The organism is Actinoplanes cyaneus (assembly GCF_016862095.1).
GTDB lineage: Bacteria > Actinomycetota > Actinomycetes > Mycobacteriales > Micromonosporaceae > Actinoplanes > Actinoplanes cyaneus.
The window spans coordinates 229962-253815 of record NZ_BOMH01000017.1; the positions used below are offsets into that span (position 1 = coordinate 229962).

Sequence of the window (23854 nt, forward strand, 5' to 3'; positions counted from 1 at the left end):
CGTGAAGGTGATTTTCGCACCGGGATGCCCATTCCGCGTAGATCCCGACGGCGTGAGACCCGGGTTCGAGACCCGACGGTCCGGCACGACTCGTGCTCCGCTACCGTGATTGATGTTCGACTCAACAGAGGATCACCGGCGCCTGGGGGCGTTCAGTTGTCTGTAATCACAACCGTTCTGGTCTATGTGATCATCCCGGCCGCGGTCATCGGCACGGTGGCGGCGCTTGTCTTCGCCGGCTCCGACAAGACCAGGTCGTCCCGTCGGTACCGTCCGGGGCGGCCGTACGAGTTCGCGCCGATGTGGTTCCTGTCCGCGCCCAGGAGCGTCGCGGCGACGGACCACGGCCACGCGACTCCGGCGATCGAGCGCGGACTCGTCATCGAGGACAGTTCCGGCGCTCTCGTCCGGCCCGGCCCGACAGGAGGCGCAAGTGACAAGTGGTGAGCCGGTCGTGGAAGAAAGTCCCTTCACGACCCGTCAGCTGCTGCGCCTGGACGAGGCGCTCCGGATCGCCGACCAGTCGACCGGGCTGACCTTCAGCATCTACGTCGGCGAGCTCGAGGAGCCGATCCGCGAGTCGGCCGAGAAGCTGCACGCGCAGATCGTCAACCCGCAGAAGGCGGTGCTGCTCGCGGTCTCGCCGAACCAGCGCAGGCTGGAGATCGTCACGGGCGACGAGGCCCGCAGGCGGATCACCGACCGGGACGCGAAGCTGGCCGCTTTCGGCATGGCGGGCTCGTTCTCCGGCGGCGACCTGATCGGCGGCCTGATGATCGGCCTCGACCAGCTGGCGTCGCACGCCGGCCGTTCCTAAAAGGGACCGACCCTCATCGGGTACGGGGCGTCGAGCTTCACCTCGGCGCCCTCGATCCGCTGGACCTGGCGGTATGCCGTGCCGTCCAGCGCGTGGACGACCAGCGCCACGCCCGGCTCCACCCGCCAGTAGGCCGCGATGCCCGCCGACGCGTAGACCGCCGGCTTGAGCAGCCGGTCGTAACGCTCGGTCTCGGGTGACTCCACCTCGACGACCACTGCCACGTCGGCCGGGTCGGCCCAGATGCCCCCGGCGGAGCGCGGCCGCAGCACCGTCACGTCGGGGACCAGGTTGCTCGTGCCGATCGCCACGCCGAGCCGGGCGCACACCCACCAGCCCGGCGGCGCCGCCGACCGCAGCGCGACCACCACCTCGTCGACCGTGGCGTCGTGTGCCGGCGTGGCCGGCGGGGTGACGTGCAGGCCGCCGTCGACGATCTCGTAACGGTGCCCGTCCTGCGGGAAAAGGTGAAGGTCGGGCTCGGTCCAGTGGCCGTCCGGAGCGCTCCACCGCACCGGTGGACCCTGGCTCAGCATCGTCACGGGCACCTCCTCAGCCGGGTTGTCAGCCTACCCACCGAGCGTCGATGCAACTTGCATACGCAGGAAAAACGGCCCCATCCAGCGAACTGGACGGGGCCGTCGGCGTGCCTTTCATCCGGTCAGGACGATGCGCTGTCCTTGGCCCGGGCCTTGAGCGCCCGCAGGATCCCGTCCCGGCCCTCGGCGACCAGCCGCCGCAGCGACGCCGGGTGCCCGTCCTGGGCCAGCCAGGCGTCGGTCAGGGCGACCGTCTCCTCGCTGATCTGGAACGTCGGGTAGGCCAGGGTCGCGAACTCCTGCGCCGGCTCGCTGTCCGACCGGGCCCAGACCTCACCGACCACGGCGAAGAACTTCTCCGCGTACGGCGCGGTGAGCTCCACCTGGCGGGTGCTCTGGAAGCCCTGCAGCAGCGACCGGTTCAGCCAGTTCGGCGGGGTCTGCGGCCCGGTCAGCTCGGCCCACACGCGGGCCTTGTTCTCAGGGGTCGGCAGCAGCGCGCGGGCGATCGCGGCCTCCCGCTCGCCGCTGGCGGTCTTGTCCGCGGCCAGCTCGTCGTCGATCTCGGACTCGGGCGCCACCCCGATCGCGGCGAGCGCCTGCAGCAGCGACCAGCGCAGCTCGGTGTCGACGACCAGGCCCTCTGGCTTGTCCCCGCCGCCGAGCCAGCCGCTCAGCACCGCGGCCTGCTCCGGCGTACGCGCCGCGGTGATGTAGGCGCGCGCCCAGGTGAGCTGCCATCCGCTGCCCGGCTCGGCCGCGGCGAGCTGGGTCTGCGCCAGCTTCGCCAGCATCGCCCAGCCCTCCGGCGCCCACGCCGGGTCGGCGAAGCTGACCAGCGCGCTGGCCGCCTGCCGCAGCGTGGCGGTGGTCAGGTTGATGTCGCTCTCGGCCGGCAGGCCGGAGACGACCAGCTGGACGTAGTCGCGCGCGGCCAGCTCGGCGTCGCGCAGCATGTCCCACGCGGCGGCCCAGCACAGCGCCCGCGGCAGCGCCGAGTCGAACCCGGCGATGTGGTTGACCAGCACGCCCAGCGAGCGCTCGTCGAGACGCAGTTTCGCGTACGTCAGGTCGTCGTCGTTGAGCAGCAGCACGTCCGGCGCCTTGACCCCGGCCAGCGCCGTGATCTCGGTGCGCTCGCCCGCGACGTCCACCTCGAGGCGCTCACGCCGTACGAGCTGGTCGCCCTGAAGGTCGTAGAGGCCGATCCCGATCCGGTGGGTACGCAGCGTCGGGTAGTCGGCCGGCGCCTCCTGCAGCACCGTCACGCTGGTGTACCGCTCCTGGTCGTCCAGCTCGACGACCGGGCGCAGCGTGTTGACCTGCGCGGTCTCCAGCCACTGCGCGGCGAACTTGCGCAGCTCGCGGCCGGACGCCGTCTCCAGCTCGGTGAGCAGGTCGTCGAAGGTGGCGTTGCCCCACGCGTGCTTGGTGAAGTAGGCGCGCAGGCCGGTGACGAACGGGTCCAGCCCGACGTACGCGACGAGCTGCTTGATGACGCTGGCGCCCTTGGCGTACGTGATGCCGTCGAAGTTGACCTCGACCGCCTCCAGGTCCGGCATCTCGCAGTAGACCGGGTGCGTGGAGGAGAGCTGGTCCTGCCGGTAGCCCCAGGACTTGCGGATCGACAGGAACGTCGACCAGGCGTCGGTGAACCGGGTGGCGTGCGTGTTGCACCAGTGGCTGGCCCACTCGGCGAACGACTCGTTCAGCCACAGGTCGTTCCACCAGCGCATGGTGACCAGGTCGCCGAACCACATGTGGGCGAGCTCGTGCAGGATCGTGTTGGCCCGCTGCTCGTACTCGTAGTCGGTGACCTGCGACCGGAAGATGTAGTGCGCCTCGGCGTGCGTGACGCAGCCGAAGTTCTCCATCGCGCCGGCGTTGAAGTCCGGCACCCAGAGCTGGTCGTACTTCGGCAGCGGGTACCGCACGCCGAACTGCTCGTGGAAGAAGTCGAAGCCCTGCTTGGTGATCAGGAACAGGTCGTCGGCGTCCAGGTAGCGGGCCATCGAGGCGCGGCAGAACACGCCCAGCTCGATGCCGTCGTGCGAGTCGCGGACCTCGTGGTACGGCCCCGCGCAGATCGCCGTGATGTAGGTGCTCATCCGGGGCGAGGTGGTGAAGTGGACCGTCCGCGCGCCAGTCCCGGCCGGCTCCTCGGAGGCGACCGGCATGTTCGAGACCACCTTCCAGTGGTCCGGCGCGGTCGCGTGCCAGGTGAAGGCGCTCTTCAGGTCGGGCTGGTCGAACGCCGCGTAGACGCGCTGGGCGTCCGCGGTCTCGAACTGGCTGTAGAGGTAGATCTCGGAGTCGACCGGGTCGACGCTGCGCTGCAGGCCCTGCCCGCTCGCCGAGTAGGCGAAGTAGCCCTCGACGACCAGGACGTTCTTCTCCGCCAGGCCGGGCAGGGGCAGGCCCTTCTCCGCCGACCAGGTGCTCAGGTCGAGCGGCCGCCCGTTCAGCGTGGCGCTGGTCAGCCTGACCGCCGCGGCCTCGATGAACGTCTCCGCACCGGGCTCGGTGCAATCGAACGAAACGGTGGTGGTGGAGCGGAAGGTCTCGGACCCGGGATTGCCGTTTCCGTCGGTCAGATCGAGGGCGATGTCGTACCCGGTCACCTCGAGCAATCGACTCCGCTCCGCAGCCTCGACCTGGGTCAGGTTGTGAACACCGGCCACGTGCACTCTCCTTCGAGCTGACTGCTTTTCCTCGCAGCCTATGCGCCGTCCGCCCCCAATGCGGTGGCAGGATCGATCCATGACTGAACGCGCCACCGTCGACATGTGGTTCGACCCGATCTGCCCGTGGGCCTGGATGACCTCACGCTGGTTGCTCGAGGTGGAGAAGGTGCGCCCCCTCGACGTCCGTTTCAACGTGATGAGCCTGTCCGTCCTGAACGAGGGCCGGGACCTGCCCGAGCAGTACCAGGAGCTGATGACCCGCGGCTGGGGCCCGGTCCGGGTCTGCATCGCCGCCGCCGAGGCAGCGGGGCCGGAGATCCTGCGCGATCTCTACACCGCTCTCGGCACCCGGATCCACCTGCAGAAGTACGAGTTGGACGAGAAGCTGTTCCGGGAGGCCCTGACCGAGGTCGGCCTCGACCCGGAGCTGGCCGCCGCCGCGCTCACCGACGAGCGCGACGAGGCCCTGCGGGCCAGCCACGACGCCGGCATGAAGCCGGTCGGCACGGACGTGGGCACCCCGGTGATCCACGCCCCGGGCCCGGAGGCAGGTTCCACCGTCGCGTTCTTCGGCCCGGTGGTCACGCCGGCGCCGAAGGGTGAGGCCGCCGGCAAGTTGTGGGACGGCGTCGTCCTGGTCGCCGGAACTCCCGGCTTCTACGAGCTGAAGCGCAGCCGCGACATCGGTCCGATTTTCGACTGAATCGCCACCTGACCGTCCGCGGCGTCGTTGGATGGAGTGATGTACACCTCATCCAGCGACGCCGCCGGGATGACCATCGGCGTCCAACGCGAAGTATGGGCTGATTTGTCCCCTGAGCTGGCGGGACTCGTCGCCCCGCCGATCGTCGTGACGGCCCGGCCAGCGCAACGCCCGGTGAACGCGCATCGACGTGCGCAGTTGAGCCGGTCACGCGGGAACATGCCGGTGGGCAGGCACCGGCGGCCCGCCGGGTAAATTCCCTGCCATGACGGTCGTGCACCCGATCAGCCGGGCCTGGATCACCACTGGCGGTACCGGAGCCCAGAACTACGACGAGTTCGCCGACGACGCCGAAATCACCGACATCATCGCTGCCAACCCGCACAGCTCGTTGGCCGTGGAAATGCCGCATCTCGCGCCCGAGTCCCTCGGCCGGACCTTCGCAGAGTCTCTCCCGGACGCCGTCGTCCGGCTGGAGCGCGACAAGTCCGAGGGCCACTACCGGCAGGCTGAGCACGTCGTGGTGCTCTACCGGATCACCGCGAAGGACGAGGCCCCCGCCTACGGCCTGTGGAGCATGGTCGACACCGGCCAGATCTCCACCAGCGCCGACGAGCCGGGCCTGGTCATCCGCAACGAGGACGTCTTCATCGCCAAGGTGCGCGAGCGGGTCGCACTCGCCGAGTCGCTGCAGACCCTGCTCTCCCCGGTGCTGCTGTTGCAGACCGGCAAGGGGGAGGAGCTGCACGCGGCCCTCGCCGGCGCCTGCGACGCCGCGGGCGAGCCGGAGGCCACCGACACCGACCAGACCGGCCGGGTCCACGCCATCTGGACGATCGGCGCCGGCGAGCTGCAGGACAGGCTCACCGCGCTGGCCGGCGGCGGCGAGCTGGTCGTCGCCGACGGCAACCACCGCAGCCTGGCCGCGCAGACCGGTGGCCTGCCGCGCTTCCTCGCGGTGATCACCACCCCCGCGTCGGTCGCCATCCAGCCCTACAATCGCCTGATCAGCGAGCTCCCGGCGACGCCGGCCGAGCTGATCGAGCGCCTGCGCGCGGCCGGTGCGACGGTCACCGAGCTGTCGCGGGCCGCCGGGCTTCCCGGCAAAGCGACGATCGAGATGTACGCCGGGGGCCGGTCCTACACGGTGGCCCTCCCGTCCGACCCGGCCGGCAGCGCGGTGGAGAACCTGGATCACGCCCTCGTCGAGCGGGTCCTGCTGCGCGACGTGCTCGGGCTGGACCCGGGTGACAAGCGGATCTCCTACATCGGTGGTGACTACCCGGTCGAGTGGCTGCGTGGCGAGGTCGACGCCGGTCGCGCCGAGCTGGCCGTCCTGATCGCCCCGGTGACCGTGGAGGACTTCGTCGCGGTCAACCTGGCCCGGCTGAAGCTGCCGCGCAAGAGCACCTGGTTCACGCCCAAGGCGCGGGGCGGCCTCGTCCTCGCCCAGCTCGGCTGATGCTGCACCCGCAGGTGACGGCGGCGGCGGCCCATCGCCGCCGCCCCACCGCCGACGTGCTGGCGGCCGGGCCCTACGAGCGGCTGCAGTTCGCCCGTGCGGCGATGGAGGAGGCCGTCGAGGCGGAGACCGGGCCGGCCCTGCCGCTGCCGGTCGTCGCCGACCTGGACGCCGACGGGGTGCCGTGCCGGCTCTACGCCACCCGGTTCGGCGCGCCGGTCTTCGTCTACCTGCACGGCGGCGGCTGGTGCTACGGCAGCATCGAGACCGTGGACCGGTTCTGCCGCCGGGTCGCCGACCGGTCCGGCCTGGCGGTGCTGTCGGTGGGTTACCGGCTCGCCCCGGAGCATGTGCACCCGGCCGCGCTCGACGACGTCGCGGTCGTGCTCGACCACGTCCGTAAGAACGGGGCCGAGCTGGGCGTCGACCCGTCCCGGCTGGCGATCGGCGGGGACAGCGCGGGCGGCCAGCTCGCCACGGTCACCGCGCGCCGGCAGCGGGACGCCGCCACCCCGCTGGACTTCCAGGCGCTGATCTACCCGGCGATCGACCCGCTCACCTCCGCCGAGTCGTACGACGAGGTGGGGGAGTACGGGCTGGACCGCGCCTCGATGAAACTGGCCTGGGAGACGTTCGTCCCGGACCCGATGCGGCGGCTCACCCCGGACGTGGCGCCGCTCGCCGTCGCCGACCTGTCCGGCATGCCCTCCACGCTGATCATCACGGCGGAGTACGACGCGCTGCGCGACGAGGGCGCCGATTACGCGGATGCGCTGGTCAGTGCCGGGGTGCCGGTCGTGCACACCCGCTACATGGGCGTGAACCACGGTTTCGCCCGCAAGATCTCCACGATCGACGCGGCGCGGGCGGCCGCCGACCAGGTCGCCGCCGCCCTGCGCGCCGCGCTCACGTTCTGACCGGTTCTATCCGGCCAGGATCAGCTCGAAGTCGTACCCGAAGAAGAGGCCCGTCTCGACGACGCCCGACATCTGCTTCAGGCGGGTGTGGGCGTCGTCGGTGATCTCGCTGAACGTCAGGTCCAGGGTCAGGTTGCCGCGCTCGGTGATGACCGGGCCGTCCTTGCCGCCGGCCGGGCGCAGCACGACGTCCTCCAGCCCGGGGAAGCCCTCGAGCTTCTCGAAGATCAGGCTGAGCGCGGCCGGGTCGATCTCCACCGGGGCCGCGAAGTTCTGCCCCAGCCGGTCCACGATCTTGGACCGGTCGACCACGATGAACGCCTTCGGCGCCGCGGCCATCATCAGCTTCTCCTGGTAGAGCGCGCCGCCCCGGCCCTTGATCAGCCGCTTCTTCGCGTCCACCTCGTCGGCGCCGTCGAAGCACCAGTCCGGCCGGACCTCGTTGAGCGTCGCGGTGCGCAGGCCCAGCGCGGCACACGCGTTCGCCACCTCGATCGACGTCGGGATCGCGGTGAAGGAGAGCCCCTCCCTCTCCGCGCGGGACGCGAGGGCCTGCAGGGTCAGGAAGCTCGTCGAGCCCGAGCCGATGCCGACCGTCTGCCCGTCCTGCAGCTCGGCGGCCAGCCGCGCCGCCCCCTCCCGCTTGGCTTCCTCGTTCTTGATGACACCTGACCAGGTCAGGCCGTTGGGGCGGTTCTTCCACTGCATGTGATGGCAACCGTTTCCAGGAGCGGTCGGATGGTCATCCACATGGTAATCAGCGCCGCGGCAGATCCTCCCGGGGCAACCAATTCCGCCGTACGATCACCAGATCGCGCTCGGCGGCCGCCAGATCGGCCTCGCTGGGCCGGCACGCGTCCCGCGCGCGCAGTGCGGCGCCCACACTGACCTGCGACGACCCCGACCCGACCAGACCGCGCAGGCCGCGCTCGGCCTCCCGGTCCTCGGTGTTGCCGCCGGCGGTGGGAGCGGGCCGCTTCGCCGGCCGGGCGAACGACTTGGGCGCGGGCCCGGGCACCGGCGGCGCGGTGGGCACCGCCGGCACGGGCGGTGCCGTGGACGCCACCGGCGGGGCAGGAACCGGCGGCGCGGCGGGAACCGGAGCGGCAGGAACCGGAGCGGTAGGCGCCGGAGCGGCAGGAACCGGTGGGCCAGGAATCGGAGCGCTGGGAACCGGCGGCGTGGCGGGAGGCGCAGGCACCGGGATCACGGGCTCCTCCGGCGCGGCGCTCGCCTCGGAGGAAAGGCGCACACGGCGGCGGCGACGCTCGGGCTCAGCCATGGCCCGACGTTACCCCGATCCGGTTCCCCACCGCCCGTCGCAGAACGCCGCCCGTCGCAGAACGCCGCCCGTCGTGGAACGCCGCCCGCCGTGGAACCTAGAAGACCTCGATCGCGCTGGGCGCCCGGTGCCACCCGAATGCCAGGCTCGGATCGTTCCCGGTCAGCAACCGCACCCGACCGGCCCCCGCGAGCGCTGTCAGCGAGGTCCCGCCGAGGTAGGCCGCGCCGAGATCGGTCACGGTCGCCGTCAGATCGGCCGGGTCACCGGTCCGGACGCAGGCGGCGCCGTCCGGCCCGCCGGTGAGCCGCCACCGCCCGGTGTTCGCCGGCAGGATCGGATCCTCCACCTCGAGCACCACGTCCACCGGCGCCCGGTAGCGGCGGCCGGCCAGCGCGGCCGGGACGTCCACGAGACGGACCCAGAGCGCGTCGCCGAGCGTGGCGCCCAGCCGGCGTGGCTCGTCCACCAGGTACAGCAACGGCTCGTCGACCGCGCCGAAGCTGAACTTCACCGTGCGGGTCAGGTCGATGCCGAGCAGGAGCCGCCAGAGCGCCTGATACGTCTCCGGGTCGGCGGCGACCACCTCGGTGACCTCCACCACGGCGTCCGGCCCGTGCGACGACCATCCGTCCTTGACCCGCCAGAGCGCGTAGCCGGTCGGGCCGCCGGGCCCGTCGTGCACCGCCGCGTACCGTCGCGTGGCGCCGCCCCGGCCGTCCTTGGGGTCGGTGAGGACGAACCGCCACCAGCGGTCGTCCCGGTCCGACCAGCCGACCCTGCCGGTCCGCACCTGGTCGTACACCTTGCTGATCTCGGAGAGCAGCGCGGCCGGCTCGTCCATCCGCAGGCGGCCGGCCGGCTCGGGCGGCGGGGCGGTCAGGCGGACCTCACGATTCATGATCGAGAAGCGCAGGCGGGACGCGGCCGCTCCGTACCCGAATCGGGGGTAGATCGCGGTCTCGCTGGCCCAGAGCACCGCCAGCGGTTCCCGGCCGGCCGCCGCGATGTCCTGCAGCTGACGGCGCATCAGAGCGGTCAGCAGACCTCGGCGCCGATGGGTGGGGCGGACCCCGACCAGCGAGATGTGTGCGGCCGGCAGCACCGCGCCGGGCACGGTCAGCTCCCGGCTGTAGGCCGCCGCCTGCCCGGCCACCTGGCCCGCGTCGTCGGCGATCAGGGCGCGCCCGGGCTCGAACACGTCGTGCTCGGCGGCCTTCGCCTCACCCGTGAGCTCCTCGTGGAAGACCACACCGAGAAGGTCGCAGATGGCCGGGAAATCCTCTTGCGTGCCGGGCCGGAGCCGTATGCCGTCGTCCATGCAGCTTGTGTAACGGAGTCGCGTGGGTGCGGGCCACCGATTTGCGGGCTCGTTACTCTCGGAACAGGACGGCCATCCGGCCGGCTGTTGGAAAGAGGGGGATCATGCCGGAGCAACCGCAGTGGTCGGAGCGGACGCTCGACATGCCGCCGCAGGATCCGTGGGCCGAGCCGCCGACGGTGACAGCGCCGGCCGTTGCGCAGGACGGTGAGCCCACGCGACCGCACCAGCCGGTCTCCCCGGCGCCGCAGTCGCCGTTCAGCCAGGGGCGCGCCTCGGTCACCCCGCGCGCCGAGCGGCGCGATCAGACCGCCGTGCACGAGCCGACCGGCACCGGCTGGCCGGGCGCCTCCGTGCCCCGCGAGCAGCACAGCGTCAGCTGGCACCTGCACCGGCTGCGCCGTGGCGGCGAGTGGAGCACCGCGGCCGTCCTGTTCGCATTCGTCTGCTGGGGCATCTGGGCGCTCTCCGCGGGTGGCGACCTGGGCACCCCGGTGGTGGTGTTCGTGATCACGCTGCTGGTCGGCGTGGGTGTCTTCGCGCTCGCCCGGCTCGTCGGCCGCCTGGTCCTGGAGCGTTACCTGAACCGGCCGCGCAACACCGCGCGCGGCGCGCACATGGTCGCCGGGCTCTACCTGATCGGTGTCGGCTTCACGTTCCTGCGCCAGACCGGCTGGGTGATGGACGCGTTCAACTGGACCAAGGACCTGTTCGGCGCCTGAGTCCCGCCTGCTCGCCGCGGTCGGTGGCATCGCCGGGTGCGCGTGCGCCCGCCGGAGTCCGCGGCGCGCTCACCGCTTTCAGCTGGTGCTCCCGGTGGCCACGAGGCACGAAGAACCGCCGGGAGAACCAGCCGAACGAGTGGGCGAAATGCGTTCTTGGCGCGGTTGATCCTTTCTGCTGGGGGTAACCCGCGCGCTCGTGGGAGATTCGCGGGTCGGGGTTGTGGTCATCACGTGGCAGCGGCGCGAGGAGGCACTGGCCTGCGTCGGGCGGCTCGTCGCGCTGCCGGAGAGACCGCGGGTGGTGGTGGTCGACAACGGGTCCACGGACGGGACGGCCGGGGCGATCCGGGACAGGTTCCCCGAGGTCGACGTCGTTGCCGCGGGGCGCAACCTGGGCGCGGTCGGCCGGAATCTGGGCGTACGGCGGCTGCGCACCCCCTACGTCGCCTTCTGTGACGACGACACGTGGTGGTCGCCCGGCTCGCTGTCCCGGGCCGCCGACGTTCTCGACGCCCATCCCCGGGTCGCCCTGCTCAACGCGCGGATCGTGGTCGAGCCGTCCGGCGCCGAGGACCCGATCGTCAGCGAGTTGCGCGATTCGCCGGTGCCCGGCCCCGACTGGCTGCCCGGCCCCGCGCTCGGCAGTTTCCTGGCCGGCGCGTCGGTGGTCCGGCGGGACGCGTTCGAGCAGGCGGGCGGCTTCCACGACCGGCTCTGGCTGGGCGGCGAGGAGGAGCTGCTCGCCACCGATCTGATCAGTAGCGGCTGGGAGCTGTGCTATCTCGAGGACCTGACCGTGCACCACCGGGCGTCGAAGCTGCGGGACGCCACCCACCGCCGGCGGGTCGGCCTGCGCAACACGCTCTGGTTCACCTGGCTGCGCCGGCCGGTGGGCCCGGCCGTACGCCGGACGGTGTTCCTCGCCCGGACCGTGCCCCGTGATCGCACCTCGCTGCTCGCCGCCCTCGACGCGGCCCGCGGCCTGGGCTGGTTGCTGGCCAACCGCAGGCCGCGGCCACTGCCGGTGGAGGCGCGGCTGTGCGTTCTGGACGAGACGCAGCGGCGCTCGACGGCACGCCGTTACGTGGGCTGACGTGGCTCGGAGACGTGCGCCGTGATGATCCGCCAACCTTCGGGCAGCCGGGCCCACGCCTGCGTCTGACGACCGGGCACGTCCGAGCCCGGATATCCGAAGAGGGTCGTGACGACGGCGGTGCTCAGGCCGTACGTATGGATGTGGGTCTCGAAGAGGAAGCGGCCCGGCGGCAGCGGGTCCTGAGCGAGCCGCCACCGCCTCTGTTCCTCGAGGCCGCTCTGCCGGTCGGCGATGCCGAAGCGCACCGCCCGGCCGGCGAAGAAGGCCAGCATCGCCGCGACGTCGTTGGCGGCGAGCGCCCGTTCGTAGGCCTCGAAGGCCGCCCTGACCTCGGCGACCACGTCGGGCAGGTCCTGTTCCGTCATCAGGCCGCCGCCACCGGCACCCGGTCCGGGGTGTCGGCGGTCTCCTCGCCGGGCTCGGGAACCCGGGGCGCCGGCTTCGTCAGCGCGAACAGCACGAGGATCGCCGTCAGGAAGAGATAGCCGAGCGTGACCTGCCCGTTCGCGTTCCACTGGACCTTCTCCGCGTGGATCAGGCCGACGAAGGTCAGCACCGCCCCCGATCCGGCGAAGACCGCCGCGTGCCAGAAGCGTTTGTCGATGATGAACGCCACGATCGCGCCGAGCACCAGGCCGGCCAGGATCGCCCCCTCGCCGAGGGTCTTCAGCCCGTCGTAGACCACCCCGGCCCCGGCCAGCGCGTCCGTGCCGACCTGGGCCGCGCTGGTGCCGGCCGCGGCGAGCGCGTTGTCCATCTGCCCGGTGGCCCAGCTCGCGATGTTCGGGATCAGCGCGGCGACCACCGCGGCGGCGTGCGCCCGGGGCGTCGCCTGGAACGCCTGCGCGCCGATCAGCAGGCCGATGTAGAGCAGGATCGGCACGATCGCCGCGGTCGGGAAGATCGCCCCGAGCAGGCCGAACAGGCCGAAGAAGCAGAGCAGCGCGACCATCACGCCGGTCGCCATGGAGTAACCGGTGCGGCCACCGGCCGCCTTCCACCCGGGGTGCCCGACGTAGACCGCGGGCGGGAACGGCGAGCCCAGGCACGACCCGATCACCGCGCCGGCGCCGTCGGCCAGCAGCACGCTGCGCAGGTTGTACCGGTCGCCGGCGGTGGCCGCGCTCTCCACGTTGGTCATCGCCTCGGTGAAGTTGTAGACGCCCAGCGGGATCGCGGTCGCCAGCAGCGGGGCCAGGTCCCTCAGCCCGTCGACCAGCAGGTCGAACTTCAGATGCGGGAAGGCGAACGCGATGTCCTTGGCGGCGCTGGTCACGTCCGGCACCGACATCGCCCCGCCGAGCCAGCCGATCGCGGTGCCGGTCAGCAGCGCGACCAGGCCGATCGGCAGGTTGCCGGGCAGCTTGACGTCGGTGAGCAGCCCGATCAGCAGCAGACCGAAGACCGGCAGGGCGATCCAGGCGGCCCGCCACATGTTGCCGGCCGGGTTCATCGAGATGAACGTGATGGAGATGCCGGCCAGGGTGCCGAGCAACGCGGCCCGCGGGGCGTACTTGCGGATGTACGGGCCGACGAAGGCCCCGATCAGCACGATCACGCCGATGATGAACGCCCAGGCGATGCCGGCCGTCCACGCCTTCACCGGGTCCTTCGTGGCGAGATAGATCGGCAGCATGATCACGAAGATGACGATGAACATGTGCGGGACGCTCGGGCCGTACGGCAGCGCCGTGACATCCGTGCGGTTCTCCCGCGCCGCGAGCCTGCGCGCCAGGTAGGTGTAGTAGATGTTGCCGGCGACGAGCGCGATGCCCAGCGCGGGCAGGATCACGCCGAACACGTCGGACGCCGGCATCTTGATCACGCCGACGCACAGACCGGTGAGGGTGAGGACGTTGACCAGAACGTTGACGCCGAAGCCGAAGAAGGCGTTGGTGTCGCCGCGGACCCAGTAGGCGAGTTTCATCGGGCGATCTCCTTGATCAGGGCGGGGGACTCGGCGACCCAGCCGAAGATGCCGCCCTGAGCGGCGATCATCTGGAGGCCGACGCGCTGGAACTCGGGGAAGTAGGAGCCGACGCAGTCGCTGAGCACGAGGCACTCGTAGCCGCGGTCGTTGGCTTCGCGGACGGTGGTGTGCACGCAGACCTCGGTCGTGACCCCGGTGACGATCAGCCGGTCGGCTCCACCCAGGAGCGCCTGCAGATCCGTCCCGTGGAAGGCGCCCTTGCCGGGCTTGTCGACGACCGCCTCGCCGGCGACGGGTGCCAGCTCGTCGACGATGTCGTGGCCGTACTCGCCGCGGATCAGAATTCTTCCGAATCTGCCCGCCTGGCCGATCATCGGGCCGCGCCGCAACTTCGCCGGTGGGCAGTCGGACAGATCGGGCAGATGGCCCTCCCGGGTGTGGATCACCGTGAGGCCGGCCGCGCGCCAGGCCGTCAGGAGCGCGGCCAGGGGCTCGATCGTCCGCCGCAGCAGGCCGACGTCGTTGCCCAGACTCTCGCCGAAGCCGCCGGGTAGCAGGAAGTCCCGCTGCATGTCGATGACCAGCAGCGCGGTGGTGGCCGGGTCGAAGGTGAACGGGCCGGGATCGGCGGCGACGGTCGGCACGGCTCAGGCCTCCGTCGCGGCGATCACGTCGTCCGAGGTGGCCACGCACCCGAAGACGCCGCCCTGCATGGTCACCATGTGCAGCGCCGCGGCGTGGTTCCCCGGATCGGTCGCCCCGGTGCAGTCGCTGAGGATCAGGCACTCGTAGCCGCGGTCGTTGGCCTCCCGCATCGTCGTGTGCACGCAGACGTCGGTGGTGATGCCGGTCAGGATCAGATGGGTGATGCCGTGCGTCCGCAGCACGAGGTCCAGGCCGGTGGCGTAGAAGGCGCCCTTGCCGGGCTTGTCGATGATCACCTCGCCGGGCTCCGGGGCCACCTCGGGCACGATCTCCCAGCCCGGCTCGCCCTTGATCAGGATCCGGCCGCACGGGCCGGGCCCGCCGATCTCGGCGCCGATCCGCGCCGAGCGCCACCGCTTGTTGGCGGGCAGGTCGGAGAGATCCGGGGCGTGCCCTTCGCGGGTGTGGATCACCAGCATCCCCAGGTCGCGGACGTGCTGGAGGAGTTTGGCGGTGGCCGGCAGGCCGGCCCGGGTCAGGGTGAGGTCGTAGCCCATGGCGTCGACGTAACCGCCGGGGCCGCAGAAGTCGGTCTGCCAGTCGATGCAGATCAGCGCGGTGCGGCTGACCGGCACCGTGCCGTCGTAGGGCCAGGGATAGGGGTCGGCGTGGACACTTCCGATCGTCGGCATATCGTCGATTGTCGACAGTTGTGTTTCCGGGTGATCCGCCTCCGGTAACGGCGCGATGTCCCAGCGTGATCTTCAGGCGAGGTAGGCGCGGGCCCCGTGCTCGCTCAGGACGGACAGGATCTCCCGCGCGTCACCACGCCGCACCGCCTCGAACAGGCGCTCGTGCCGGTGCACCCCGTCGGCCGCGTCCGCCGTCTCGGCCTCGCGGCGCATGTTCACCGCCATGTACAGCTGGATCTTCACCAGGATCGTCTCGTAGAGGGCGGTGAGCTGCCGGTTGCCGCTCAGCGCGACCACCTCCACGTGGAAGCGGCGGTGCGCGTTCGCCAGCTCCAGCCGGTCCCCGGTGCCGGTGGCCCCGCGGATCGTGTCCAGTGCCTCAGCCAACCGGGTCAGGTCGAGCCGCTCCGGAGCCGACGCGACCGCGTGCCGTTCCAGGACGTCGCGGACCTCGTACAGCTCGCGGACGTCGTCGTCGGAGAGCGTCGCCACCCGCGCGCCGCGCCGGGGGATGTGCTCGACCAGGCCCTGCTCGGCCAGCAGGCGCATGGCCTCGCGCAGCGGGGCACGGCTGATCCCGAGCCGCTTGGTCAGTTGCTCCTCGACCAGTCGCTCACCCGGATCGGTGCGCCCGCTCAGAATGTCGCGCCGCAGCCGGTCGACGGCGAGCTCGACGAGGCTGTACGCGGCCAACTCCCCGTCAGTCACGGTGCCCAGCCGTCAGTCACGGTGCCCAGCCGTCAGTCGTGGTGCCCCGCCGTCAGTCACAGTGCCAGTCTGTCAGGAGCCGTCCGGCCCGCGGCGGCGGTCCCGGGCGGACAGCCCGATCGCCGCGCAGCTCATCACGATGCCCAGTCCGAGAAGGACGTACCAGAACACGGCCATGGGCGGAGGATAGCCACCCCCCGCCCACGAGCCGCCGCGCTCAGGCGTCGGCGAGCACCTTGCCCGTCTCCAGCAGCGACTTGAGGTCGCTGAGGACCCAGGCCCAGCCGCCGCCGCCCTCGGCCGTCGCGTCCGGGTTGCCGGAGATCATGGTGCTGACCGCCGGCGCGCCGGTCACGTCGTGCGTGATGGTGAGCCGGCAGACGCCGGGCGACGAGTCGTCGATCTCGTAGGTCAGCGTGGTGAAGCCCTCGGCCGCGGTGCCCGGGTCCATCAGCATCCGCCAGGACTGCACGAGCCGGCGCGGCGCCTCCGCCTCCAGCACCTCACCGTCGAGGATCGGGTCGGGCATGTCGAAGCCGTTCGCCTTCGCGTAGTCCTTCATGCCCTGGTTGGCGTTGGAGTAGAACTTGCCGCCCTTGGCCAGCTCGTAGAACTGCGGGCACGCGTAGCCATACTTCGCGTTCCACTCCGGATCCGTGATCGCCTGCCAGATCTTCTCCGGGGTCGACCTGATCCAGATGCGGAACACCTTGGTCTCGCTCATGACTCTTCCTCCAGCGTGCGCTTGAGATCGATGAGGGTGGTGATCTGGTGCTCGGTGTACTTGTCGATCCACCGGTCGTGGATCTGCCGGATCGGGATCGCGTTGAGGAAGTGCAGCTTCTCCCGCCCCGACCGGCGCGTGACGACGAGTCCCGCCTCCTCGAGCACCTTGAGGTGCTTGGCGACGCCGAACCGCGTCATCTCCAGCTCGGACTCCAGTTCGGTGAGCGTGCGGCCGTCACGCGCGAACAGCAGATCGAGCAGGAACCGACGGCTCGGGTCGGCCAAGGCCTTGAACACCCGATCGTCGTCCGTCATGACGCAAAGTTATGTGACCATCAGGTCACATGTCAATGCCGGAGTGCCCCCGAGTCCAGATTCCGTGCCCCACCGCGGTCAGCCGGCCCGGCGGCGGGCCAGCATCTCCTGCTCCAGCTCCCAAGTCTCGCCGTCGTCCACCGAGATGTAGCCCAGCCAGCGGAAACTCGTCTCCGTCACGTCGGTGAAGAGCCAGCGGACCGTCGAGCCGTCGCTCTGCCGCCCCTCCTGGACGATGTCGCCGTCGTCGCCCGGCCGCCCGATCAGCGTCCAGATCCGGCCCAGCGGCGAGAACCAGACGATGTGCCAGTGCTTCGCCTCCGGGTCGTAGAGCCGCATCGTGCTGCCCGTCTTGCGCACCGGATACCCGTCCGGCCCGGGCGCGGTGAACCACATCACGTCCTGCACGGCCCGCCCGGCCAGCACCCACCCGAACGTCCACACCACGGTCCCGGTGATCCACTCACCGTCCGGCTGCCGGTACCGGTTGACCACGTCCCAGCTGCCGACGAGACGACCATAAAGATCAAGAGCTTCGATTTCGCCGTACGGGCGGTCAGCCGCGAGTTCCCCGAGAAGAGTCATGCGCCCACCCTGCCGGTGGGCCGCCGCCCGAGTCTTGAACGTTCTTGTCGTACCCCGGGGCTAGGGTCGGGCCATGCTGGATCGGTGCGCGTCCCGGAGTCGGCCGGCGGCCCCGCATGCTTGACTTCCGCGCGCTGACGACCACGGGGTGGGCCGCCGCCACCGCGGTCCGCTGCCCCGGCGGGCACGCCCCCGAGGAGCCGGTCGCCGCGGCGGCGATCGTGCTCGTCCGTCGCGGCGTCTTCGTGCGCCACGTCGACGGCCGCGCCACCCTGGCCGACGTCACCACCGGTTACCTGCAGCGTCCCGGAGAGACGCAGCGGATCAGCCACCCCGCCGGCGGCGACGTCTGCACCTCACTGGCCGTCCCGCCCGACCTGGCCGACCGCTTCGCCCGCTCCGGCCGGGTCCCGGTCTCCCCGCGGGCCGACCTGATCCACCGCCGGCTGCTGGCGTCACCACCGCCCGAGCGCCCCGACCTGATGGCGGAGCTGCTGACCGCGCTGGCGCCGCTGTCCCCGCCGCCCCGACCGGCGCATCGGGTCGTCGAGGGGATCCGCGAGCTCCTGCACACCGACCCGGCCCTGGATCTGGCCGCGCTGGCCGAGTCCGCCGGCTGGTCGCCGTGGCATCTGTCCCGTGCGTTCCACCAGGTCACCGGGTGCACGCTGAGTGCGTACCGGCGCCGGTTGAAGGTCCGCGCCGCGATCGACGAGCTGGCCGGCGACACCACGCCCGGCCTGGCCGCGATCGCGACCCGCACGGGCTTCGCCGACCAGGCGCACATGACCCGCGCCGTCCGAGCCGAGACCGGCTCCCCGCCCGCCGCCCTGCGCCGTCTCCTGACCGGCCGCACCGCCGGATGACTTCCGGGCCGACGCCGGCCGGCCCCTCCGGAGCGGCGGTGGATCCGGGCCGCGTCGTCAGCCGGCCGGTCGCAGCTCGGCGAGCAGCCCTTCGACGCGGGCCCTGATCTCGTCCCGGATCGGGCGCACGGCTTCCACTCCCTTGCCGGCCGGGTCTTCCAGCTTCCAGTCCTCGTAACGCTTGCCGGGGAAGATCGGGCAGGCGTCGCCGCAGCCCATGGTGACGATGATGTCGGACTCCTGGGCGGCGTCCCAGGTCAGCTTGGCCGGGGTCTGGCCGGTGATGTCGATCCCGGCCTCCCGCATGGCCTCGACCGCGGCCGGGTTGATCCGGTCGGCCGGCTCGGAGCCCGCGGAGCGCACTTCGACGGTGTCGCCGGCCAGGTGACGCAGCCAGCCGGCGGCCATCTGCGAGCGGCCGGCGTTGTGCACGCAGACGAACAGGACGGTGGGCTTGGTGTCGCTCATCATGATCCTCACACTTCTCGGGGCGGGTGTTCGACGACGATGTCGTCCGCCGTCTTCCCGGCATCGGGATACAGCGCGAGCAGCAGGCCGACGCCGACGAGCAGCCCGACGAGCTGGAAGGCGACGAATCCGGCCACCGAGCCGGGGGCGATTCCGGCGAACGTACGGGTGAAGGCGCGTCCGATGGTGACGGCCGGGTTCGCGAAGCTGGTGCTGCTGGTGAACCAGTAAGCAGCGCCGATGTAGGCGCCGACGGCGGCCGGAGCGGCGGAGGCTCTGCCGGACCGGCCCAGCGCGAAGATCAGCAGGAGCAGCCCGGCGGTGGCGACGACCTCGCCGAGCCAGAGGTGCCCGGCGGCGCGCTCGGTGGTGGAGAAGGTGACCGGGGCAAGGCCGAACATCAGGTTCGCGAGGACCGACCCGCCGATCGCGCCCAGAGTTTGAGCGACGGCGTACCCGGCAAGCTCGGTGCCGCTGATGCCGGTGCCGGTGCGGCGGCCGAGGAACCAGTCGGCGGCGGAGACCACGGGATTGAAATGGGCTCCGGAGACCGGGCCGAAAGTGAGGATGAGCGCGCCGAGCGCGAGCGCCGTGGCGACGGAGTTCTCGAGCAGCTGCAGGCCCACGTCGTCCGGGGACAGCGTGGTGGCCATGATGCCGGAGCCGACGACGGCGGTGACCAGCAGCGCGGTGCCGACGAGTTCGGCCAGCAGACGTCGCCAGGGTGCGATGGAGAGCATGAAACGCGGCTCCGGTTCGTGGTCGCGGGCGGGAGTTGCCTCGACAGGTCACCTGGCGGGGCGGTGGATGGCGGCAGAACCGGTCAGTCGCGGCCGGCGGCCTGGTGCACGCCCGGTGCGATCCGTTCGATGCGGCCGGCCAGGTCGGTGTAGGCGGCCTCGAACGCGTCGTCGGTGTCGGCGCGCGCCGGATCGGGCACCGACCAGTGCAACTCCGGGCGCACCGTGCCGGTGAGGTCTTCATGGGCGTTGTCGCAGACCGCGATGACCAGGTCGCCGGCGTGCACGACGTCGGTGACGTGCGCAGTCCCGGCCGGGTCCAGGCGCAGCCCGTGGCGGTGGGCCACGGTGACCGCGCGGGGGTGCACCCGGGCGGCGGGGTTCGTGCCGGCGGAGGTCACCTGCCCGCCGACCCGGTCACGCCACAGCGCCGCGGCCAGTTGCGAGCGGGCCGAGTTGTGGGTGCAGACGAACACCACCCGCTCGGTGTCACGCAGCGGCGGCGGGGTCAGGGAGGCGAGCACGTCAGGTCGCAGCCGCAGATAGGTGCGCCGGCGATCACCCTCGGAGCGGGTCCGCACGATCAAGCCCGCCTCCCGCAGCACCTTGACGTGGTGGGCGACCAGGTTGGTGGGCATGTCGAGCCTGGTGCTGATCTCCCCGGGAGAGGCGTCGCCCAGGGTGAGCGCGTCGACGATCGCCAGCCGCGCCGGGTCGCCCAGCGCAGCGTGGACGCGTGCCCTCGCTGGAAGGGAATGCTCGTCGCTCATTGACTCAATACTTGCTGAGCTTTGTCGCCCCGTCAAGCGGCTTGCGCCACCGCAGCCCCGTGCCGGCTCTGATATACCGCATCATCGAGACTCGTCGCCGGAGGCCGCGGATGACCGCCATGACTGTTCGCCCGATGCGGGCCGGTGACGCCACCGCGGTTCTGGCGATCTATCAGGCCGGGCTGGACGGCGGCGACGCCAGCTTCGAGCACACCGCGCCGGCCTGGGAGGCGTTCGACGCCGGCAAGCTGCCCGGCCACCGGCACGTCGCCGTCGACGGTGACGGCGTGGTGCTGGGCTGGGTCGCCGCCTCCGCGGTCTCCGGTCGCGCCGTCTACGCCGGTGTCGTCGAGCACTCCGTCTACGTCGACCCGGCCGCCCGGGGGCGCGGCGCCGGCCGGGCGCTGCTGGAGGCCCTGATCGCCTCCACCGAGGCGGCGGGCATCTGGACGATCCAATCCGGGATCTTCCCGGAGAACACGGCCAGCCTCGCCCTGCACCGGTCCTGCGGATTCCGGGTCGTGGGCGTCCGTGAGCGCATCGGCCGGCACACCGCCCGGGCAAACCGGTGGCGCGACGTCGTGTTCGTCGAGCGCCGTAGCCCTCGCCTCTGAGCTGCGGGAATCAGGCCCTGGCGGGCTCGTCGACGGCCAGGAGTGCCGACAGCTGTCGCATCAGCCCCGGACGGGGGCGGTAGTAGACCCAGCTGGCGCGGCGCTCCGCGTCGACCAGGCCCGCCTCCCGCAGCACCTTCAGGTGATGGGAGACGGTCGTTCCGGAGATCGTGAAGGCGGGGGTGAGGTCGCAGACGCAGATCTCCCCGCCTTCCGCGGAGGCGATCATCGACATCAGCTGGAGCCGGATCGGGTCGCCCAGAGCCTTGAAGGCCTGCGCGAGCGTGCCGGACACCTCCGCCGGGATGCGTTCGTACGCCATCGGCGCGCAGCAGGGCACGTCTTCGGCGGAGATTGCCACGGTCGGTGGTTTCGACATGCGTCGAGGTTGACAGATATCGAATCCCCGTGCAAGCGTGGCTTCGACAGTCATCGGATTCAACATTCATCGAATTCCGTGGGCATCGAATCCGTAGGCGGGCCGGAGCGATAGGCCTTCCCGCCCGACCCTGACCTCGACGAGGAGTACGTGCGATGAGTAGCGACACTTCGACCGCCGTCCCGGCTGGTGCCCGGCAGGACCCGAGCTGCGCCCCGGCGGTGGAGGAGGAGGAAGCGGTCACCGAAGGCGCCGCGTGCTGCGGCCCCACCACCACGGCCGGCACCGTGGAACCGCTCCCCGTGCCGAGCGCGCACCGCACCCCGGTCGTCGGCAGGCCGGATGACGAGCTGCCGGTGGTGGTGATCGGCGCCGGCCCGGTCGGGCTGGCCGCCGCCGCGCACCTGCACGAACAGGGCGTTCCCTTCGTCGTCCTGGAAGCCGGTGACCAGGTCGGCGCGTCGGTGCGTCAGTGGTCGCACGTCGGCCTGTTCAGCCCGTGGCGCTACGACATCGATGCCGCGGCCCGCCGCCTGCTCGACGCCGCCGGCTGGGCCGCCCCGGACGACGAGGCCCTGCCCACCGGCGCCGAGCTGGTCGACGTCTACCTGGAGCCGCTCGCCAAGCTGCCCGCCATCGCACCGCACCTGCGTCCGGGCGCGCGGGTGACGGCGATCAGCCGCGCCGGCGCCGACCGGGTGCGCACCGCCGGCCGCGCCGACCTGCCCTTCGTGATCCGGCTCGCCGACGGCACCGAGATCACCGGCAGCGCGATCATCGACGCGTCCGGCACCTGGCGCACCCCCAGCCCGCTCGGCGTCAACGGCCTGCCGGCCCACGGCGAGTTCGAGACCGCAGGCCTGATCGACCACGCCCTGCCCGACGTGCTCGGCGGCGCCCGTGACGCTCATGCCGGCAAGCACACCATCGTGGTCGGGTCCGGCCATTCGGCCGCGAACACCCTGCTCGACCTGGCTCGCCTCGCCGAGACCGAGCCCGGCACCCGGATCACCTGGGCGGTGCGCGGCGGCTCCCCGCAGCGGGAGTTCGGCGGCGAGGGCGCCGACGAGCTGCCCGCTCGCGGCGCGCTCGGCTCGGGCCTGCACACTCTGGTCGACACCGGCAAACTCACCCTGGTCACCGGCTTCGGCGTGCACACCGTGCGCCGTGACGGCGACAGCATCACCCTGATCGCCGCCGACGGCCGCACCCTGACCGCCGACCGGGTGGTGTCCGCGACCGGCTTCCGCCCCGACCACAGCATCGGCGGTGAGCTGCGCCTGGATCTCGATCCGATCCTGGGCTGCACCCGTGCCCTGGCCGACCTGATCGACCCCAACGAGCACTCGTGCGGCACCGTCGCCCCGCACGGCTATCGTGAGCTCGGCCAGCCGGAGCCGAACTACTACGCCGTCGGCATGAAGTCCTACGGCCGGGCGCCCACGTTCCTGATGGCGACCGGCTACGAGCAGGTCCGCTCGATCGCCGCGGCCCTGGCCGGGGACTTCGACGCCGCCGGCGACGTGCGGCTCGATCTGCCCGAGACCGGTGTGTGCAGTGCCAACCTGGTCGCAAGGCCGGCCGGCCTCACCACCTCCGGTGGTGGCTGCTGCTCATGACCCGCCCCGCCGTCGCGTACGCGGGCGGGCGCCGGCCGTCATCCCGGCGCGGCAACCGGCAGCTCGTGGCAGCGCTGGCGATCACCCAGACGATCGGCTACGGCACTCTTCACTACGCCTTCGCCGTCTTCCTCGTCCCGATCGCCGCCGATCTGCACGTCTCGACGACCGCTGTGACCGGCACCTTCACCGCCTCCGTCCTGACCTCCGCGGCGCTGGCCGTGCCGGTCGGCCGCCGGCTCGATCGGCACGGTGGCCGGGCGCTGATGATTTGCGGCTCCCTGCTCGGCACCGTGCTGCTCGTCGCCTGGTCGCAGGTCGACCGGCTCTGGCAGCTCTACGCGGTCCAGGTGGGCATCGGCATCGCCTCGTCGGCCAGTCTGTACGAGGCCGCGTTCGCGGTGATCATCGCAAGGCACCGGCCGGAGCGGCGATCGGCGGCGCTGCTGGCGCTGACCGTGGTGGCCGGATTCGCCGGCACCATCTTCCTGCCGCTGACCGGCTGGCTGACGGCACAGCACGGCTGGCGCACCGCGCTGTTCGTGCTCGCCGCCGTCCATGCCGTCACCGCACCCCTGCACGCCGCCGTCGTCCGGCCGGCCCCGTGCACCGGCGGAGACCCGGCTCACCAGCACGCGGGCAGCGGCGCACCGGCTGTCCGGGCCGCGTTGACCGACTCCGGCTTCTGGCTGCTCGCGGCGGGATTAACCGCCCACACCGTCGCGATCAGCGCGTACACCGTACTGCTCGTCGCGGCCCTGATCTCCTGGGGCCATCCGCCCGCCTCGGCCGCCGCCATTGCCGGGCTGCTCGGCGTGCTGTCCGTCGCCGGGCGCCTGATCACCACCGGCCTGCGACGGCGGTACCGCACCACCACGATCACCGCCACGGTCTTCGCCGTCCAGGCGTTCGCCGCACTCGGCCTGCCGCTCCTCGGTGCGACCACCGGGGGAGCGCTTGCCGCGGTTGCCGGGTTCGGCCTCGGATTCGGCGTCGCCACCATCGCCAAGCCCGTCATCCTCGCCGAGCGTTACGACACCCGCCGTTACGCCACCCTGGCCGGCGTCCTCGTCGTCCCGATGGCCCTCGCCAAAGCCGGTGCCCCGCTGGCGGCGGCAGCCCTCCATACGGGCACCCACTCGTACACCCCGGTGCTCGCGGCGATCGCCTGTTGCTGCGCCGTCGCCGCCGTCGCGATCGGAACCAGCCGAGGCGGATCCGCGCCGCCCCGACCGTGATCGCGCTGGGGCG

Annotated in this window: 28 protein-coding genes; 11 read left to right on the forward strand and 17 right to left on the reverse strand. The window is 71.7% G+C overall.

Annotated features, from left to right (window positions below):
- The first annotated feature begins 156 nt into the window (after window positions 1-156).
- Both ctaJ and Acy02nite_RS12245 read left to right on the forward strand, forming a co-directional pair.
- Window positions 157-447, forward strand: coding sequence for an aa3-type cytochrome oxidase subunit CtaJ (gene ctaJ, locus Acy02nite_RS12240; RefSeq protein ID WP_203740072.1), 291 nt, complete (start codon window positions 157-159; stop codon window positions 445-447).
- The gene (locus Acy02nite_RS12245) at window positions 434-817 is read left to right on the forward strand and encodes a DUF5130 family protein (protein WP_203740073.1); all 384 of its coding nucleotides are present in this window, start codon (window positions 434-436) and stop codon (window positions 815-817) included. The genes ctaJ and Acy02nite_RS12245 overlap by 14 nt, the downstream gene beginning before the upstream one ends.
- On the opposite strand, the gene Acy02nite_RS12250 is transcribed toward Acy02nite_RS12245, so the two are convergent.
- Both Acy02nite_RS12250 and pepN read right to left on the reverse strand, forming a co-directional pair.
- Window positions 814-1353, reverse strand: coding sequence for a Uma2 family endonuclease (locus Acy02nite_RS12250; protein ID WP_203740131.1), 540 nt, complete (start codon window positions 1351-1353; stop codon window positions 814-816). The genes Acy02nite_RS12245 and Acy02nite_RS12250 overlap by 4 nt on opposite strands.
- A gap of 125 nt (window positions 1354-1478) precedes the next feature.
- Window positions 1479-4037 carry an aminopeptidase N gene (gene pepN / locus Acy02nite_RS12255; RefSeq protein ID WP_203740074.1) on the reverse strand — a complete coding sequence of 853 codons (2559 nt, stop codon included), beginning with the start codon at window positions 4035-4037 and terminating at the stop codon, window positions 1479-1481.
- Window positions 4038-4116: 79 nt separating this feature from the next.
- Between pepN and Acy02nite_RS12260 the strand changes: the two genes are divergently transcribed.
- From Acy02nite_RS12260 to Acy02nite_RS12270, 3 genes are all read left to right on the forward strand, one after another.
- A complete protein-coding gene (locus Acy02nite_RS12260; protein WP_203740075.1) occupies window positions 4117-4743 on the forward strand; it encodes a mycothiol-dependent nitroreductase Rv2466c family protein in 627 nt (208 codons plus the stop codon).
- Between the two features lie 265 nt (window positions 4744-5008).
- Window positions 5009-6205, forward strand: coding sequence for a DUF1015 family protein (locus Acy02nite_RS12265; protein WP_203740076.1), 1197 nt, complete (start codon window positions 5009-5011; stop codon window positions 6203-6205).
- Window positions 6205-7122, forward strand: a complete 918-nt coding sequence (locus Acy02nite_RS12270; RefSeq protein WP_203740077.1) for an alpha/beta hydrolase — start codon at window positions 6205-6207, stop codon at window positions 7120-7122. The genes Acy02nite_RS12265 and Acy02nite_RS12270 overlap by 1 nt, the downstream gene beginning before the upstream one ends.
- A gap of 6 nt (window positions 7123-7128) precedes the next feature.
- Here Acy02nite_RS12270 and rpiA read toward each other — a convergent pair whose 3' ends face one another.
- The 3 genes from rpiA to Acy02nite_RS12285 form a co-directional block, all read right to left on the reverse strand.
- Window positions 7129-7830, reverse strand: coding sequence for a ribose 5-phosphate isomerase A (gene rpiA, locus Acy02nite_RS12275; protein WP_203740078.1), 702 nt, complete (start codon window positions 7828-7830; stop codon window positions 7129-7131).
- A 49-nt stretch (window positions 7831-7879) separates the two neighbouring features.
- Entirely contained in the window at window positions 7880-8167 is a 288-nt protein-coding gene (locus Acy02nite_RS47480) for a hypothetical protein (protein ID WP_425548218.1), read from the reverse strand.
- Window positions 8168-8501: 334 nt separating this feature from the next.
- On the reverse strand, window positions 8502-9725 hold the full coding sequence (locus tag Acy02nite_RS12285; protein WP_203740079.1) for a GNAT family N-acetyltransferase: 1224 nt from the start codon (window positions 9723-9725) through the stop codon (window positions 8502-8504).
- 104 nt (window positions 9726-9829) lie between these two features.
- Here Acy02nite_RS12285 and Acy02nite_RS12290 point away from each other — a divergent pair, with 104 nt between their 5' ends.
- Window positions 9830-10447, forward strand: a complete 618-nt coding sequence (locus tag Acy02nite_RS12290; RefSeq protein ID WP_203740080.1) for a DNA-directed RNA polymerase II — start codon at window positions 9830-9832, stop codon at window positions 10445-10447.
- A 223-nt stretch (window positions 10448-10670) separates the two neighbouring features.
- Window positions 10671-11543 (forward strand): glycosyltransferase family 2 protein, encoded by an 873-nt coding sequence (locus Acy02nite_RS12295; protein WP_239174618.1) that lies wholly within the window; start codon window positions 10671-10673, stop codon window positions 11541-11543.
- Here the strand turns inward: Acy02nite_RS12295 and Acy02nite_RS12300 are convergent.
- The 8 genes from Acy02nite_RS12300 to Acy02nite_RS12335 form a co-directional block, all read right to left on the reverse strand.
- Window positions 11531-11911 carry an AtzH-like domain-containing protein gene (locus Acy02nite_RS12300; RefSeq protein ID WP_203740082.1) on the reverse strand — a complete coding sequence of 127 codons (381 nt, stop codon included), beginning with the start codon at window positions 11909-11911 and terminating at the stop codon, window positions 11531-11533. The genes Acy02nite_RS12295 and Acy02nite_RS12300 overlap by 13 nt on opposite strands.
- Window positions 11911-13473, reverse strand: a complete 1563-nt coding sequence (locus Acy02nite_RS12305) for a SulP family inorganic anion transporter (protein ID WP_203740083.1) — start codon at window positions 13471-13473, stop codon at window positions 11911-11913. Before Acy02nite_RS12305 ends, Acy02nite_RS12300 begins: the two co-directional genes overlap by 1 nt.
- Window positions 13470-14120 carry a cysteine hydrolase family protein gene (locus tag Acy02nite_RS12310; RefSeq protein WP_203740084.1) on the reverse strand — a complete coding sequence of 217 codons (651 nt, stop codon included), beginning with the start codon at window positions 14118-14120 and terminating at the stop codon, window positions 13470-13472. The genes Acy02nite_RS12305 and Acy02nite_RS12310 overlap by 4 nt, the downstream gene beginning before the upstream one ends.
- A 3-nt stretch (window positions 14121-14123) precedes the next feature.
- Window positions 14124-14813, reverse strand: a complete 690-nt coding sequence (gene biuH / locus Acy02nite_RS12315; protein WP_203740085.1) for a biuret amidohydrolase — start codon at window positions 14811-14813, stop codon at window positions 14124-14126.
- A gap of 72 nt (window positions 14814-14885) precedes the next feature.
- Window positions 14886-15521 (reverse strand): GntR family transcriptional regulator, encoded by a 636-nt coding sequence (locus tag Acy02nite_RS12320; RefSeq protein WP_203740086.1) that lies wholly within the window; start codon window positions 15519-15521, stop codon window positions 14886-14888.
- A 217-nt stretch (window positions 15522-15738) separates the two neighbouring features.
- Window positions 15739-16245: an SRPBCC domain-containing protein gene (locus Acy02nite_RS12325; protein WP_203740087.1), complete on the reverse strand. Its 507-nt coding sequence runs from the start codon at window positions 16243-16245 to the stop codon at window positions 15739-15741.
- Window positions 16242-16562, reverse strand: coding sequence for an ArsR/SmtB family transcription factor (locus Acy02nite_RS12330; RefSeq protein ID WP_203740088.1), 321 nt, complete (start codon window positions 16560-16562; stop codon window positions 16242-16244). Before Acy02nite_RS12330 ends, Acy02nite_RS12325 begins: the two co-directional genes overlap by 4 nt.
- Window positions 16563-16640: 78 nt before the next feature.
- A complete protein-coding gene (locus Acy02nite_RS12335; RefSeq protein ID WP_203740089.1) occupies window positions 16641-17147 on the reverse strand; it encodes a hypothetical protein in 507 nt (168 codons plus the stop codon).
- A gap of 116 nt (window positions 17148-17263) precedes the next feature.
- On the opposite strand from Acy02nite_RS12335, the gene Acy02nite_RS12340 reads away from it, so the two are divergent.
- Complete coding sequence (locus tag Acy02nite_RS12340) at window positions 17264-18013, forward strand: helix-turn-helix domain-containing protein (RefSeq protein WP_203740090.1); 750 nt, start codon at window positions 17264-17266, stop codon at window positions 18011-18013.
- A gap of 57 nt (window positions 18014-18070) precedes the next feature.
- Here Acy02nite_RS12340 and Acy02nite_RS12345 read toward each other — a convergent pair whose 3' ends face one another.
- The 3 genes from Acy02nite_RS12345 to Acy02nite_RS12355 all read right to left on the reverse strand — a co-directional run bounded on the left by Acy02nite_RS12345 (window position 18071) and on the right by Acy02nite_RS12355 (window position 19991).
- Window positions 18071-18481, reverse strand: coding sequence for an arsenate reductase ArsC (locus tag Acy02nite_RS12345; protein WP_203740091.1), 411 nt, complete (start codon window positions 18479-18481; stop codon window positions 18071-18073).
- Between the two features lie 8 nt (window positions 18482-18489).
- Entirely contained in the window at window positions 18490-19221 is a 732-nt protein-coding gene (locus Acy02nite_RS12350) for an aquaporin (protein ID WP_203740092.1), read from the reverse strand.
- Between the two features lie 83 nt (window positions 19222-19304).
- On the reverse strand, window positions 19305-19991 hold the full coding sequence (locus Acy02nite_RS12355) for an arsenate reductase/protein-tyrosine-phosphatase family protein (RefSeq protein ID WP_203740093.1): 687 nt from the start codon (window positions 19989-19991) through the stop codon (window positions 19305-19307).
- A gap of 110 nt (window positions 19992-20101) precedes the next feature.
- Here Acy02nite_RS12355 and Acy02nite_RS12360 point away from each other — a divergent pair, with 110 nt between their 5' ends.
- Window positions 20102-20605 (forward strand): GNAT family N-acetyltransferase, encoded by a 504-nt coding sequence (locus Acy02nite_RS12360; protein ID WP_203740094.1) that lies wholly within the window; start codon window positions 20102-20104, stop codon window positions 20603-20605.
- A 10-nt stretch (window positions 20606-20615) separates the two neighbouring features.
- Here the strand turns inward: Acy02nite_RS12360 and Acy02nite_RS12365 are convergent, their stop codons facing one another.
- Window positions 20616-20984 (reverse strand): ArsR/SmtB family transcription factor, encoded by a 369-nt coding sequence (locus Acy02nite_RS12365; RefSeq protein ID WP_239174620.1) that lies wholly within the window; start codon window positions 20982-20984, stop codon window positions 20616-20618.
- 155 nt (window positions 20985-21139) lie between these two features.
- Between Acy02nite_RS12365 and Acy02nite_RS12370 the strand changes: the two genes are divergently transcribed.
- Together Acy02nite_RS12370 and Acy02nite_RS12375 are read left to right on the forward strand one after the other, a co-directional pair.
- Entirely contained in the window at window positions 21140-22603 is a 1464-nt protein-coding gene (locus Acy02nite_RS12370; protein WP_239174622.1) for an NAD(P)-binding domain-containing protein, read from the forward strand.
- Window positions 22600-23841 (forward strand): MFS transporter, encoded by a 1242-nt coding sequence (locus tag Acy02nite_RS12375; protein ID WP_203740096.1) that lies wholly within the window; start codon window positions 22600-22602, stop codon window positions 23839-23841. The genes Acy02nite_RS12370 and Acy02nite_RS12375 overlap by 4 nt, the downstream gene beginning before the upstream one ends.
- Window positions 23842-23854 lie beyond the last annotated feature (13 nt).